12 protein-coding genes are annotated in these 14,911 nt (G+C 36.7%); 5 read left to right on the top strand and 7 right to left on the bottom strand.

Going from position 1 to position 14,911, the window contains the following annotated elements; all coding sequences use genetic code 11:
* Positions 1 to 945 carry a sugar kinase gene (locus ACPT9C_RS04530; protein ID WP_050949307.1) on the bottom strand — a complete coding sequence of 315 codons (945 nt, stop codon included), beginning with the start codon at positions 943 to 945 and terminating at the stop codon, positions 1 to 3.
* Between the two features lie 52 nt (positions 946 to 997).
* Positions 998 to 1,990: a TRAP transporter substrate-binding protein gene (locus tag ACPT9C_RS04525; protein ID WP_005652579.1), complete on the bottom strand. Its 993-nt coding sequence runs from the start codon at positions 1,988 to 1,990 to the stop codon at positions 998 to 1,000.
* Between the two features lie 209 nt (positions 1,991 to 2,199).
* Here ACPT9C_RS04525 and ACPT9C_RS04520 point away from each other — a divergent pair, with 209 nt between their 5' ends.
* From ACPT9C_RS04520 to uxuA, 5 genes are read left to right on the top strand one after another with little or no spacing between them, the layout of a single operon-like run.
* Positions 2,200 to 2,718, top strand: coding sequence for a TRAP transporter small permease (locus ACPT9C_RS04520; protein ID WP_005652578.1), 519 nt, complete (start codon positions 2,200 to 2,202; stop codon positions 2,716 to 2,718).
* A gap of 1 nt (position 2,719) precedes the next feature.
* A complete protein-coding gene (locus ACPT9C_RS04515) occupies positions 2,720 to 4,021 on the top strand; it encodes a TRAP transporter large permease (RefSeq protein WP_050848848.1) in 1,302 nt (433 codons plus the stop codon).
* A 21-nt stretch (positions 4,022 to 4,042) separates the two neighbouring features.
* Positions 4,043 to 6,418, top strand: a complete 2,376-nt coding sequence (locus ACPT9C_RS04510; RefSeq protein WP_050949306.1) for a glycoside hydrolase family 31 protein — start codon at positions 4,043 to 4,045, stop codon at positions 6,416 to 6,418.
* Positions 6,419 to 6,433: 15 nt separating this feature from the next.
* Positions 6,434 to 7,189, top strand: a complete 756-nt coding sequence (locus tag ACPT9C_RS04505; RefSeq protein ID WP_005652574.1) for an FCD domain-containing protein — start codon at positions 6,434 to 6,436, stop codon at positions 7,187 to 7,189.
* 19 nt (positions 7,190 to 7,208) lie between these two features.
* Entirely contained in the window at positions 7,209 to 8,393 is a 1,185-nt protein-coding gene (gene uxuA, locus ACPT9C_RS04500) for a mannonate dehydratase (protein WP_118879892.1), read from the top strand.
* Between the two features lie 52 nt (positions 8,394 to 8,445).
* Here uxuA and ACPT9C_RS04495 read toward each other — a convergent pair whose 3' ends face one another.
* The 5 genes from ACPT9C_RS04495 to msbA all read right to left on the bottom strand — a co-directional run bounded on the left by ACPT9C_RS04495 (position 8,446) and on the right by msbA (position 14,901).
* Positions 8,446 to 9,159, bottom strand: coding sequence for a TerC family protein (locus ACPT9C_RS04495; protein ID WP_050949304.1), 714 nt, complete (start codon positions 9,157 to 9,159; stop codon positions 8,446 to 8,448).
* 97 nt (positions 9,160 to 9,256) lie between these two features.
* On the bottom strand, positions 9,257 to 11,086 hold the full coding sequence (gene uvrC, locus ACPT9C_RS04490) for an excinuclease ABC subunit UvrC (RefSeq protein ID WP_021035538.1): 1,830 nt from the start codon (positions 11,084 to 11,086) through the stop codon (positions 9,257 to 9,259).
* A gap of 145 nt (positions 11,087 to 11,231) precedes the next feature.
* Positions 11,232 to 11,996: a 3-deoxy-manno-octulosonate cytidylyltransferase gene (gene kdsB / locus ACPT9C_RS04485; RefSeq protein ID WP_048949884.1), complete on the bottom strand. Its 765-nt coding sequence runs from the start codon at positions 11,994 to 11,996 to the stop codon at positions 11,232 to 11,234.
* 70 nt (positions 11,997 to 12,066) lie between these two features.
* Positions 12,067 to 13,065 carry a tetraacyldisaccharide 4'-kinase gene (gene lpxK, locus ACPT9C_RS04480; protein ID WP_048949883.1) on the bottom strand — a complete coding sequence of 333 codons (999 nt, stop codon included), beginning with the start codon at positions 13,063 to 13,065 and terminating at the stop codon, positions 12,067 to 12,069.
* Between the two features lie 72 nt (positions 13,066 to 13,137).
* A complete protein-coding gene (msbA, locus tag ACPT9C_RS04475) occupies positions 13,138 to 14,901 on the bottom strand; it encodes a lipid A ABC transporter ATP-binding protein/permease MsbA (protein WP_050949303.1) in 1,764 nt (587 codons plus the stop codon).
* Between the last annotated feature and the right edge of the window lie 10 nt (positions 14,902 to 14,911).

The following is a 14,911-nucleotide window of genomic DNA, read 5'->3' as shown; positions in this document are numbered from 1 at the left end:
TTAATTAAATTCAGATTGAAGATGAGAAGTTGCGACTTTATCTATAATCGCACCTTTATGCTGAATGACGATGCCAGCAATACGATTGCCTTGCTGACAACAAGTATCGAGAGATTTATTTCGTAAATAACCGTTCAGAAATCCAGCATTAAAAGAATCACCAGCAGAGGTTGTATCTACCACATTTAAAATAGGTTCAGTCATCACTTGCCCATATTGAGATAAATACCTATCTGAAAAAATAGCACCATTCTTACCGCACTTCACAATCACTTTTGGTATACCAATTTTATGTAATCGTTCTAAAGTATCCCTAGATGTTTTATCTTTCCATAATGCTTGTTCATCATCAAAAGTTACCAACGCTATATTGACACTAGGCAAAAGCTGCAAATAACAATCTTGTGCTTCTTCTAATGAATCCCAAAGTTTTGGGCGATAATTACTATCAAAAACAATTTCTGTGCCTTTTTTAGCTAAAGAAGATAATTGATCAATTAAAAAAGTGCGGTCATTTTTCGGTAAGATTGCTAATGAAATACCACTTAAATAAATCACATCAACTTGCTGAAGTTCTGCAATAACCTTAGCAAAATCTGGATGTTGAACCATATAATGTGCTGCAGATTGATTACGCCAATAAAGGAACGTTCGTTCGCCTTGAGCATCTAATTGGATTAGATAAAGACCTGGTTGATGCTGTTCATCCTGTAAAACCCAATTTGTTTGGATGCCATCAGCTTGCCAATATTTAAGCATTTGTTTACTTAAATTATCAGTTCCTAATGCTGAGACATAATGAACTTGAATCTCTTTTGATGAACTTACTCGACTAAGATAAGTTGCAGAATTTAAGGTATCACCACCATAACTTTGCCACATTTCCGCAAAGGGTTTCCCATTGAGTTCAATCATACACTCGCCGATAAATGCTATTTTTTTCATATTCGCCCCAAAGTAAAGGGTATGCGAAAGCGCCTACCCTTCTCAATGCAAATTATTTGGTTGCTAAACTATCAATACGTTCAATATATTCCTTAAGTAAAGGATTTGATTTAGCAGCATCATGCATATCCTTTGTTGCATCAATAAACGGTTTTTTATCAACTTCAACAAAAGTTACACCCAATTTATCTTTTGCTTCTTGAGTTGTTTCAGCAATCATTTTTTGCCATAAATCTTTATGATACATCATAGAATCATCAGCAGCTTTCTTGAGAGCTTGTTGTTGCTCTGGTGTTAATTTGTCCCAAGATTTTTGACCTATTACTAACACATCAGGAATCATTGTGTGTTCATCACGACTAAAGTATTTCGCTACTTCACCATGACGTGCTAATGTTAAAGCTGTTTCATTATTTTCAGCTCCATCCACTACTTTTTGTTGCAATGCTGTATAGAGTTCGCCATAAGCTAATGGTGTTGGATTTGCGCCCATCAATTTGATCATTTCAACTGCGGTTGGGCTTGGTTGAACACGAATTTTCATACCTTTTAAATCTTCAGGAGATTGGATTGGTTTAGCAGAATAGAAACTACGTGCGCCACCATCATAATAAGTTAAACCAACGAACCCCTTTCCTTTTGATGAATCAAGGATTTTTTGCCCTACCGCAGGATCAAGTAAAACACGATAGTAATGGTTCACATCATGAAAAAGATACGGGATATTATATGCGCCATAAGAAGGCTCAAATGCTTCCAATTCACTCGCATTTGATTTTGCCATATCAAGTGAACCGGCTTGTAATAGTTCCATTGATTCACGCTGGCTGCCTAATTGGCTATTTGGATAAATGCGGATCACCACTTCTCCATTAGTTAATTTTTTTACTTCATCTGCCATATATTGCATTGAAATATGAACAGGATGAGTTTTGTCATTGTTATGACTTAATTTTAATACGGTTTTAGCTGAAGCTGAGAAAGCAACGCCAGCAGATAATGCTAGTGTTAAAGCACAAGAAAGCATATGTTTTTTAATTTGCATAACGCATCTCCATAATAAGTAAATTAAAGACTAATCCTCTAACAGCTCGGATGTTATAAAGATAATAGACCAACAAATTTAATGTGGTCAATCCAATTATTTTAAATTGGTGATCCAGATCACATTTTTAAATAAAAAAACTTGTCAAAAATAAAAAAAACACACAAAATTGGTTCACCAACTTAAGTTAATAACATAAGGAACCTATGATGAATAAATTTATATCTATTATGAATTGGGCATTATCAACGATTTGCATAGCTTTAAGTTCATTTCTAGTGTGTTGCGTAGTTTGGCAGGTGTTATCTCGTTATTTATTAAATACACCTAGCACTTATACAGATGAAATAGCTAGATTTCTCTTTATTTGGGTGGGCTTAATGGGCGCAGCTTATGCTCTTGGCCAAAAGAAACACCTAGCGATTGATCTTCTAGTCAGTAAATTCGAACACTCACCCAGCCTTCAACATCGATTACAACTTGTAATTAATTTAATCAGCGTAGCTTTTGCAACAATGATTATGTGCTATGGGGGAGGCAACTTGGTAATAGACACTGTAAACAATGGGCAAATATCACCTGTCTTAGGTATCCAAATGGGATTAGTTTACCTCGCAATTCCTTTAAGTGGTTGCTTTATGCTGATTTACCTTTTAAGAGATATTATAGATAACTTTCATCATTTGAATCTTAAATCATCACCGCTTTCAGATAATCAAGGAGAATAAAATGGAATGGTCCAATATTATTGTGCTTAGCTCAAGTTTCTTTGTCCTACTTTTTATTGGTGTACCAATTTCATTTTCAATTGGAATTGCCTCACTGCTTACTATTATGCTTTCTATTCCTTTTGATGCTGCTATTACTGTTATTTCGCAAAAAATGGCATCTGGATTAGATAGCTTTTCACTACTCGCCATTCCTTTTTTCATCTTAGCGGGCAATATTATGAATCGTGGCGGTATTGCTATGCGGTTAATTGAATTTGCTAAAGTCATCGGTGGTCACTTACCTGGATCTCTAGCACACGTGAACGTACTCGCAAATATGATGTTTGGTTCAATCTCAGGTTCAGCTGTAGCATCAGGAGCAGCAATGGGTGGGATTATGTCACCTTTACAAAAGAAAGAAGGATATGATCCTGCTTTTTCCGCTGCAGTAAATATTGCCTCTTGCCCAACTGGACTACTTATTCCGCCAAGTAATACCTTTATCGTTTATTCATTAATTTCTGGAGGAACATCTATTGGTGCATTATTCCTTGCAGGTTACATTCCAGGAATTTTGATGGGCTTATCAATCATGATTGTTGTTGCCATCATTGCGAAAAAAAGAAAATACCCAATATCACCAAAACCAACTCGCTCAGAAGCGATGAAAAAGACGCTTGATGCATTACCAAGCCTTGGTTTAATTATCGTTATAATGGGAGGTATCATTGGTGGCATCTTCACTGCAACAGAAGCTTCTGCGTTCGCTGTAGTCTACACATTAATTCTTGCTGTCGTGTTCTATCGCGAAGTGACCATCAAAGAATTACCAAAGATCATTTTAGATTCGGTTGTTACAACTGCAATCGTGCTACTATTAATCGGTACATCAATGGGAATGTCATGGGCAATGGCAAATGCAGATATTCCTTACACTATTAGTGATGCATTATTAAACTTCTCAGATAACCCAATTATCATACTTCTAATCATCAACATCATTTTATTAGTTGTGGGTGTATTTATGGATATGACACCAGCATTGCTTATCTTCACACCAATTTTCTTACCTATTGTGACTGAATTAGGCATGGATCCTGTTCACTTCGGTATATTAATGGCTTTCAACCTTTCTATCGGTATCTGTACACCACCTGTTGGTAGCGCATTATTTATCGGATGTTCTGTTGGCGGAGTGAAAATTAATCAAGTTATTAAACCACTACTACCACTCTATGCAGTTTTAATCTTAACACTCTTATTAGTAGCTTACATTCCATCATTAAGCTTAGCGTTACCACAAATATTATTAGGTTATTAATTCACGCATTAGGAAAATAATATGAAAACGATTAAAAATTGGCAATTTGTAGAAAATCATAATCATCGCATTGATATTGCCTGCGATCACAGTTACCAAATGCATATTTTCGTGTTAGAAAATGATTTATTACGCGTGGCATTTACAAAGAATAAGGAATTTAAAGTCCCTCATACTTGGGCTATTACACCAAATCAATCAGATGTAGATTGGCAAGGTCGTGATAAATGGTCGTTAAAAGGGTTTTCCTGCCCTGATTATGAAGTAAAGCAAACAGAAAAAACGCTTGAAATCTCAACCGCACTTTTAAAAGTAACAATTCATCAACCACTCTATCTAGAATGGGAATATAAACACGGTGATAAATGGAAACCATTATTTAAAGACCGAAAAACTGGTGCCTATTTGATGGGTATTTCAAATACTACCATTTCTCATTATTTACAACGAGATATTCAAGAACATTATTATGGACTCGGTGAAAAAACAGGAAATCTAAATCGCCATGGACGCCGCTTTGAAATGCGTAATATTGATGCAATGGGCTATAATGCTGAACATACAGATCCTCTTTATAAACACATTCCATTCTATATTACGCATGCTCCTGAAGTAAGTTATGGATTATATTACGATAACCTTTCACCTTGTTGGTTTACCTTAGGTAGTGAAATTGACAATTATCATTCTTACTATCGTAACTATAAAGCTGAGGATGGAGATCTAGATTACTACGTTATTCTCGGTCCCAAAATACTTGATGTAACAAAAAAATATTGTCGCCTTACGGGAGGTACTATTTTTGGTCCAAAATGGAGCTTAGGTTATAGTGGTTCAACTATGTATTATACCGATGCGCCTGATGCTCAAGAGCAACTAAAAAAATTTGTCAATTTATGTAATGAACATGATATTCCTTGTGATTCATTCCAACTCTCTTCAGGTTATACCTCTATAAATGGAAAGCGTTATGTTTTCAACTGGAATTATGACAAAATTCCAACCCCTAAAGAAATGACAAAATATTTTCATAATGCGGGGATGAAGTTAGCTGCAAACATTAAACCATGTTTATTACTAGATCACTCACGTTATCAAGAAGTGGAAAAACTTGGATTATTCATTAAGGATTCTGAATCAGATAATCCTGAAAAATCTATGTTCTGGGATGACGAAGGTTCTCATTTAGACTTTACCAATATAGCCACGGTGAATTGGTGGAAAAAGAATATAAAACAACAATTACTCGATTACAGCATTGATGCTACTTGGAATGATAATAATGAATTTGAAGTGTGGGACAACTACGCAAAATGCCATTATTTCGGTGAAGGTATGCCAATAAAATTATTGCGCCCACTACAACCATTATTAATGATGAAAGCGTCCTATGAGGCTCAATTAGAGTACGCACCAAATAAACGTCCTTATTTAATTTCACGTTCTGGCTCACCTGGAATGAACCGTTATGTACAAACTTGGTCTGGAGATAATCGTACCAGTTGGAATACATTACGTTACAATATCAAAATGGGATTAGGTATGAGCCTTTCTGCACTCTATAACGTTGGGCATGATGTAGGTGGTTTTTCTGGAAATAAACCGGATCCTGAATTATTTGTACGTTGGGTACAAAATGGTGTAATGCATCCACGTTTCACTATTCATTCTTGGAATGATGATAAAACTGTTAATGAACCTTGGATGTATCCACAAATAATCAATATTATTCGTGATGCTATCCAATTACGTTATATATTAATGCCTTATTTATATAACACATTATGGAAAGCTCATCATGATCATGAACCAATACTACGACCAACATTCCTTGATCACGAACATGATAAAAATACTTTTGAAGAAAATGATGACTATCTTTTAGGTGAAGATTTACTCGTTGCTTCTGTTGTGGAACCTAATCAACGAAAACGTGAAGTCTATCTACCACAAAATTTCGTCGGTTGGTATGACTTTTACACACACAAATGGTTTAATGGCGGCGAAAGAATCATAGCTGATGCACCATTAGAAAAAATTCCTTTATTTTTAAAAGCTGGAAGCATTATTCCAATGGCAAAAAAAGGTCATAAAAATACGTTATCTGATAATTATAGACAATTATTAATTATGCCTTTTATTAATCAAGGAGAGAGGAATATTACTATATTTGATGATGACGGTGAAAGTTTCGATTATTTAAAAGGTAAATTTTTAAAATTTAATATTTATCTAAAATGCACTAGTCAAACAATTGAACTTGTTTTAGAAAAATCGGGTGATTATTTACCAAAATATAATGAAATTAGTTTCTACCTTCCTAATAAAGAAAATAGAAAATTAATTATTAATGGAAAAACGGTCACTCAAGGCTATAAATTGAGTTTATTAGATTAAAATTAGGAAAAATTTATGAACATTGATGACTTGCGATCCTATAAAAAAATAGGAAATGAGTTAAAACAACAGCTAAATAATCATCAATATAAAATAGGCGACAAACTACCAGCAGAAAGAGACTTGGCTGATTATTTTGATGTAAGTCGTACAGTCATTCGAGAAGCCATCATTATGCTTGAATTAGAAAACCTTGTTGAAGTACGTAAAGGTTCTGGAGTGTATGTGATTGCATTGCCACAACGCGCTGCAAGTAATGATGAATTTTTAGATAAGGTTGATGTAGGCCCTTTTGAACTTTTACAAGCTCGCCAATTATTAGAAAGTAGTATGGCTGAATTTGCTGCATTACAAGTGACAAGAGCAGATATTACTAAATTAAAAGACATTCTAGCAAGAGAGCGAAATACACTTGAACAAGGTGATGAAGATTATGTGGCAGATGAAGATTTTCATCGTACGATAGCAGAAATAACCCAAAATGAAGTTATCTTGCAAATGCAAAAAGCACTGTGGGATCTTCGTACTAATAGTCAAATGTGGAAAGGTTTACATCTTCATATTCCAAATCAGAGCTATCGTCACCTTTGGTTACAAGATCATGAGAATATTATTACAGCCCTACAGAGAAAAGATCCTGTAATGGCAAAAAAAGCAATGTGGCAACATTTAGAAAATGTTAAGCAAAAACTTTTTGAATTATCTGATGTAGATGATCCTAATTTTGATGGTTATCTATTTAATATGAGCCCAATTGTTGTTGATCGTTAGAAAACTATAGGAGTTAAAAATGGAACAAGCATGGCGTTGGTATGGACCAAAAGATCCTGTTTCTTTATCTGATATTCGTCAAGCAGGCGCAACTGGTATAGTCACTGCACTTCACCATATTCCTAACGGTGAAATATGGAGTATTGAAGAAATTAAAAAACGCAAAACTGAAATAGAAAATGCTGGTTTAAGCTGGTCAGTAGTGGAAAGTGTACCAGTTCATGAAGAGATTAAAACTCAGACTGGAAATTATCAAAAATGGATTAATAACTACAAACAAACTCTTCGTAATCTTGCTCAATGTGGAATTGACACTGTTTGCTACAATTTTATGCCAGTTTTAGACTGGACTCGAACCGATCTTGCTTATGAATTACCAGATGGTTCTAAAGCATTGCGCTTTGATCATATCGCTTTTGCCGCATTTGAACTTCATATTTTAAAACGTCCTGATGCAGAAAAAACCTATAATCAAGAAGAACAAGTTGCAGCAAGAACCTATTATGACAAGATGTCAGAGCAAGATATAACGCAATTAACGCGTAATATTATTGCGGGCTTACCTGGGGCAGAAGAAGGTTACACTCTTGATGAATTTCAAAGTCAATTAGATCGCTATAAAGATATTTCATCCGAAAAATTCCGAACACATTTAGCATATTTTTTACATGAAATCGTACCTGTTGCCCAAGAAGTAGGAATCAAAATGGCGATTCATCCAGACGATCCTCCACGCCCAATCTTAGGCTTACCACGCATAGTTTCAACTATTGAAGATATGCAGTGGTTTGTAGAAACTCAACCATTACCAGCAAATGGTTTTACAATGTGTACGGGTTCTTATGGCGTACGTTCCGATAATGATCTCGTAAAAATGACTGAACAATTCGCTGATCGTATTTACTTCGCTCATTTACGTTCTACTCAACGTGAAGGTAATCCACTAACCTTCCATGAGGCAGCTCATCTAGAGGGAGACGTAGATATATTTAATGTAGTAAAAGCTTTATTAAATGAAGAATATCGTCGATTAAATCTAGGAGAAACTCGTTTAATCCCAATGCGCCCAGATCATGGACATCAAATGTTGGATGACTTACGTAAAAAAACCAATCCTGGCTACTCTGCCATTGGTCGGTTAAAAGGTCTAGCTGAATTTCGCGGTTTAGAGATGGCACTAAAAAAAGTGTATTTCAATAAGTAAAAGAAAAAGTGCGGTCATAAAAAACATTATTTTTATCGACCGCACTTCTAATTTATTTCATCAATCTTCTCATTCGAATATTGATCATTTCGACCACAACAGAGAATCCCATTGCAAAATAGATATAACCTTTCGGGATGTGAATATCCAAACTTTCTGCAATTAAACTAATTCCCACTAAAACCAAGAAGGCTAAAGCTAGAATTTTCAAGGTTGGATGCGTATCTACGAAATCGCCGATTGGTTTTGCTGAAAACATCATCACGCCAACGGCAATCATAATCGCCAAAATCATCACAGGAAGGTGGCTTGCCATACCCACCGCTGTAATGACAGAATCTAAAGAAAATACAATATCTAGCACAGCAATTTGAATTAATACGCCAAGATAACTCACTTTGTTTTTGCTTTCAGATTCATGGTGTTCTTGATGATTTATCGCCTCTTTAATTTCGCCAGAACTTTTTATAATCAGGAATAAACCACCGATTAATAAAATCAAATCACGCCCAGAAATTTCTTGATTAAACACAGTAAATAACGGTGCAGTAAGTTTCATTATCCACGCTAGTGACATTAAAAGTAAAATTCTTGTTAGCATTGCCAAAGCAAGCCCAAGAATACGACCAGACTGGCGTTGGCGTTCAGGTAAACGTCCAACTAGGATGTTAATAAAAATAATATTGTCGACTCCTAAAACGATCTCTAAAGCCGCAAGTGTCGCAAGTGATATCCACGCTTCAGGATCCGCAATCCATTCAAACATAATTTTTCCTATAATTGAGTTAAATAAATCCGAAAATACAGATCATAATGGCTTTATGACGAAAAGCAATCGTTATTTATATTTGAGAAATGATTGATTAGTCGTTTTTAAGCGTTTCAAAAATCCTTTCAGCAAGTTTAGGGGAAATGCCCGGTACAGAGGCTATTTCATCTAAGGTCGCCTTTTTCACACCTTGTAAACCACCAAGATATTTCAGTAAAGCCTGACGACGTTTAGCTCCCACACCTTCAATGGTTTCTAAACCACTTTGTGTAAAGGCTTTTTGACGTTTTTTACGGTGTCCGCTTATTGCGTGATTATGGCTTTCATCACGGATATGTTGAATCAAATGCAATGCCAAACTATCATCAGGCAAATGAATTTCGCGGTCTTGTTTGCTGATAATCAGTACTTCCTGCCCTGCTCGACGATCCACACCTTTTGCCACGCCAATTAAGTGCGGTCTATTTTTATCCCATTTTACTTGAAGATGTTGGAACACGTTCAATGCTCGATTTAACTGCCCTTTTCCACCATCAATAAAAATAATATCGGGAATTTTATCTTCTTCTAAATCACGCTCATAACGTTTCTGCAACGCTTGTTCCATCGCAGCATAATCATCTCCGCCAGTAATGCCTTCAATATTAAAACGGCGATAATCAGATTTCAGTGGACCTTCTTTATTAAAAACAACACAAGATGCGACTGTTTGATTTCCCATTGTATGGCTTATATCAAAACATTCCATACGCTTAATTTCAGGAAGATTTAACAGCTCACACAACGCTTGATAACGCTCTGACATTCGTGAAGATTGTTTAAGTTGTACATTTAAAGCCGCTTTAGCATTAACTTGTGCGAGCTGTAAGTATTTACTTTTATCGCCTTTTACGCTTTCTTGAATCGTCACTTTTCTGCCAGCTTGCTCCGTAAGAAGTTGCTCAAGCTCTGATTTTTCAGCTAATTGACGATCCACAATAATGCTATTCGGGATACTTCGTCCTTGATGACCTTGTAAATAAAATTGCCCCACAAAAGTTTCGGTAAGTTCCGATAAATCCGTATTGGCGGGGACTTTTGGGAAATAACTGCGATTGCCTAGCACTTTTCCTTGACGAATAAACATCACCTGTACACAGGCTAACCCGTGTTGGTAAGCGATAGACATAATATCCATATCATCTAAACGTTCATTGGATACAAATTGTTTTTCAATAACCGAACGCACCGCCTGAATTTGATCGCGATAACGAGCAGCCTGTTCAAAATCTAAATTTCTGCTTGCCTGCTCCATTTTACCGATTAAATAATCTAACACCTGTTGATCTTTGCCTTGTAAAAATAAGCGAGCTAATTCAACTTGCTGATTATATTCTTCATCGGAAACATATCCCTGTACACAAGGCGCGGAACAACGCCCAATTTGATACTGCAAACAAGGACGAGAACGGTTGGAATAAACGGAATTTTCACATTGGCGAACAGGGAAAAGTTTTTGCAAAAGCGATAAAGTTTCACGCACAGCCCCTGCGTGAGGATAAGGCCCGAAATATTCGCCTGCAAATTTTTTAGAACCACGATAAGAAGTAATTCTTGGGTGGCGTTCTTTGGTTAATAAAATAAATGGATAGGATTTATCATCACGCAATAATACGTTATAGCGAGGCTGATAAAGCTTGATAAAATTATGCTCTAGCAGTAAAGCTTCCGTTTCAGATGAAGTTAGCGTGGTGTCAATATGATGAATTGACGCCACCAACGCCTCTGTTTTTTTACTGCTCAGATTTTTACGAAAATAGCTTGAAAGACGTTTTTTTAAATCCTTTGCTTTCCCAACATAAATAACCTGATCTTTATCATCATACATACGATAAACACCAGGTTCGTGAGAGACATCAGCGAGGAATTTTTTGGGATTGAACATAGAATATTTTACCAATAACAAAAGACATCTTGCCTTCCCTGCTTTCGGGGGAAGGAGCCTAAAGAGCAAAAGGGGGCTTGCGATGTTAAATTTATCCCCCCTCAGCCTTCGGCAGCTCCCCCCGCAAGCAGGGGGAGCCAAGTATTTAATCCTTCGCCAAAATCAACCGCACTTTTTCCAAATCTTCGGCGGTATCCACCCCCACTGCAGGCACTTCTTTCGCAAGTTCTACGTGTATTCGTTCGCCATTATATAACACACGAAGCTGCTCAAGTTTTTCTAGATTTTCAAGTTGAGTCGGTGCCCATTGCACATATTGTTTTATGAAACCCGCACGATATGCGTAAATGCCAATATGACGCAAATACGCATCAGCAAGCTGTACTTTCTGAATATCCTGTAAATTCATAAACTGATCACGATCGTAAGGAATAACCGAACGGGAAAAATACAGCACATAGCCATCTTTATCTGTTAATACTTTCACTGCATTTGGATTAAATAATTCCTCAGCATCGTGAATTTTTACCGTAAGGCTTGCCATATTGACATTAAATTTTGCTAAATTATCTGCCACTTGTCGCACGATAACGGGAGGAATCAAAGGCTCATCGCCTTGGATATTGACAATGATTTCATTATCGGGAACCGCTAATTTTTCTACAACTTCCGCTAAACGCTCTGTACCAGAATTATGATTAGCCGAAGTCATACAGACTTCAGCACCAAAACTTTTGGCAACATCAGCCACATTTTCATTATCGGTGGCAATAATCACTCGGCTCGCCCCAGACTGCAGAGCTTTCTCAAATACATGTTGAATCATTGGCTTACCCGCAATATCTGCAAGAGGCTTTCCAGGTAAACGACTTGATGCAAAACGAGCGGGGATAATCACGGTAAATGACATAATTTATTCCTTATTCTTTAATATTTCAGCTTTATCGGCAAGTAATCAAAACAACTGGGGATTAATCCTTTCAGCTATTTCTATATTGCGCCACAAGTTTGTCTATTTTGCTCCAAAAGTGCGGTAAATTTTCACGTTGTTTTTCAGCCTCAATAATTTCTGCATCGACAGGGACATACCACCAATTATCTTTAGCAAAAGATTGGCATTTTACGGCATCTTTTTCCGTCATAAAGAGCGGTTGATTTTCAGAAAGTTTTTCTAATTGAGACGCTTCAAAATGTTGATGATCTTGAAATGCTTGAGTTTGCTTTAACTGAATCCCTAACTTTTCTAACATACTAAAAAAACGCTGTGGATTGCCAATCCCTGCGATGGCAACACCAGATTGAAATTCATTTAATTGGCGTTTTTCATTGGTTTTTAAATTAATCGCGAAATGAGGCACAAGACGCATAACTGCATCTGAATACTGATTTTTTCCACCATTAGTGATCACAAAATCGACAGATTTTAATCGACTTGGTAATTCTCGCAATGGACCTGCTGGCAATACAAAACCATTTCCCAACGCGCGCTCAGCGTCCATTACGACAATTTCCAAATCACGCTGTAATTGATAATGTTGTAAACCATCATCAGAAACAATAATATCGCACTCTGCTTGGCTTAAGAGTAATTCAATCGCTTGCTGGCGATTTGGGGAAATCACTACTGGCACATTGGTGCGTTTAGCAATCAATACAGGTTCATCACCACCTTCAATCGGATGCGTATTTTCAGTAACGCATAACGGATACGTTTTAGATTTACTGCCGTAACCACGAGAAATCACACCTACGCGAAAACCTCGTTTTTTTAATTCTTCCACAAGCCAAACAACCACAGGCGTTTTGCCATTTCCACCCACAGACAAATTTCCCACAATTATCACTGGTTTTGGTGCGCGATAAGAGGATTTGAGACCCAAAGAGAATAAGGCGCGACGAAGTTGGCTAATCAACCAAAACAATAAAGAAAAAGGCGATAAGAGCCAAATAAGTTTGGAGTTGGAATACCAGAAGGGCATAGAAAATCCTTTCTAATAAGTGCGGATAAAATAACGCGAGTTTTTCAACTCGCGTTTTCGATAATCAATAAATTAGCCAGTAAACTGCATACTATGCAACTGTTTATAGGCACCATTTTGTTCAAGCAATGCTTTATGGTTGCCACGCTCACGAATTTCTCCATGATCAATCACAAGAATTTCATCCGCATTTTCAATAGTAGATAATCTATGGGCAATCACAACAACCGTGCGATCTTTCTTTAATTCCTCTAATGCAGATTGGATTGCTCGTTCTGATTCCGTATCTAGTGCAGATGTAGCTTCATCTAAAATTAATACTGGCGAATTACGCAATAAAGCACGAGCAATCGCTAAACGCTGACGTTGCCCACCTGATAGGCTAGCGCCATTTTCGCCAATTACCGTATCAAAACCTTGCGGTAATTTTTCGATAAACTCTAAAGCATAAGCCGCTTTTGCTGCAGCGATAATTTCTTCGCGAGAATACTTATCTTGTGCTGCATAAGCAATATTATTCGCAATAGTATCGTTAAATAAATGGACTTGTTGAGAAACCACAGCGCAGTTTTCACGTAAATTAGATAAACGATAATCTTGGATATTTACGCCATCAAGTAAAATCTCGCCTTGCTCAATATCGTAAAAACGTGTCACTAAATTAGCAATGGTTGATTTGCCCGATCCAGAACGCCCAACCAAAGCAACGGTTTTTCCAGCTGGAACGCTAAAAGAAATATTATTTAATGCAAGTTCATCTTTTCCTTGATATGCAAAACTCACATTTTTAAATTCTAACTCGCCTTTCGCAGGTTCTGCTTTATAAGCCCCGTTATCTTTTTCTGGCTCTAAATCTAAAATGGCAAATAGCGTTTGACATGCTGCCATTCCACTTTGAAATTGTGCATTCACCGCAGTTAATGATTTTAACGGACGCATCATAGCTAACATTGAAGAAAATACCACTGTAAATGAGCCTGCACTCAAATTATCTTCTGCAATCAATGGAGTGGTAGCTAAATAGAGCACCGTAGCTAATGCGAGAGATGCAATAACTTGCACCACAGGATCAGAAATGGAATTTGCTGTCACCATTTTCATGCTTTTTCGACGCATATCATTACTAACATGATTAAAATGCACTTCTTCCACATGTTGCCCTCCGAAAGAAAGCACAACTTTATGACCTTTTAACATCTGTTCTGTAGCAGACGTAAGTTCACCCATTGAATCTTGTAAGTTCTTACTTAATCTACGAAAAATTTTTGATACCAAACGAATTAAAACAGCAATGATTGGACCTATAATAAAAAGCACAATTGTTAATTCCCAACTGGTATAAAACATCACTGCGAATAGCGAAATAATATATGCTCCTTCTCGCACAATTGTAATCAAAGATCCTGAAGAAGAACTTGCAATCATTTGGGAATCATAAGTAATCCGAGAAAGTAAACGCCCTGTTGAATTTTGATCAAAGAAACTCACTGGCATAAACATTAAATGTTTAAACAAGCGGCGACGCATTGTCATGACAACTTTGCCTGATACCCACGCCAAGCAATAATTAGAAATAAAGTTGGTAATGCCGCGTAAAATAATCATCCCAACGACGACAAAAGCCATCATTTTCAAAAATGAATGGTTTGCCTTACCAAAACCATCGTCCAACAACGGTTTTAACAAATAAATCAAGCCTGAGTCAGCTAATGCATTAAAAACTAACGCGACGCCAGAAACAATAAGCCCCGCTTTAAAAGGTTTAATCATTGGCCACAAACGCTTAAACGTTTGTAAGGTTGAAAAATCATTTTCTTGTAATTTTTGCTCTTGCATAATCGCTATC

Source organism: Haemophilus sp. HN_Hi16 (genome assembly GCF_049823435.1).
Taxonomy (GTDB): Bacteria; Pseudomonadota; Gammaproteobacteria; order Enterobacterales; family Pasteurellaceae; genus Haemophilus; species Haemophilus influenzae_D.
This window is presented reverse-complemented; position numbering and strand designations above follow the sequence as displayed.

Bases quoted from the DNA above. Each gene is read 5' to 3' on its own strand.
- msbA (WP_050949303.1), bottom strand. From the start codon at position 14,901: ATGCAAGAGCAAAAATTACAAGAAAATGATTTTTCAACCTTACAAACG.
- ACPT9C_RS04520 (WP_005652578.1), top strand. From the start codon at position 2,200: ATGAATAAATTTATATCTATTATGAATTGGGCATTATCAACGATTTGC.
- ACPT9C_RS04515 (WP_050848848.1), top strand. From the start codon at position 2,720: ATGGAATGGTCCAATATTATTGTGCTTAGCTCAAGTTTCTTTGTCCTA.
- ACPT9C_RS04505 (WP_005652574.1), top strand. From the start codon at position 6,434: ATGAACATTGATGACTTGCGATCCTATAAAAAAATAGGAAATGAGTTA.
- uvrC (WP_021035538.1), bottom strand. From the start codon at position 11,086: ATGTTCAATCCCAAAAAATTCCTCGCTGATGTCTCTCACGAACCTGGT.
- kdsB (WP_048949884.1), bottom strand. From the start codon at position 11,996: ATGTCATTTACCGTGATTATCCCCGCTCGTTTTGCATCAAGTCGTTTA.
- uxuA (WP_118879892.1), top strand. From the start codon at position 7,209: ATGGAACAAGCATGGCGTTGGTATGGACCAAAAGATCCTGTTTCTTTA.
- ACPT9C_RS04525 (WP_005652579.1), bottom strand. From the start codon at position 1,990: ATGCAAATTAAAAAACATATGCTTTCTTGTGCTTTAACACTAGCATTA.
- ACPT9C_RS04495 (WP_050949304.1), bottom strand. From the start codon at position 9,159: ATGTTTGAATGGATTGCGGATCCTGAAGCGTGGATATCACTTGCGACA.
- ACPT9C_RS04530 (WP_050949307.1), bottom strand. From the start codon at position 945: ATGAAAAAAATAGCATTTATCGGCGAGTGTATGATTGAACTCAATGGG.
- lpxK (WP_048949883.1), bottom strand. From the start codon at position 13,065: ATGCCCTTCTGGTATTCCAACTCCAAACTTATTTGGCTCTTATCGCCT.
- ACPT9C_RS04510 (WP_050949306.1), top strand. From the start codon at position 4,043: ATGAAAACGATTAAAAATTGGCAATTTGTAGAAAATCATAATCATCGC.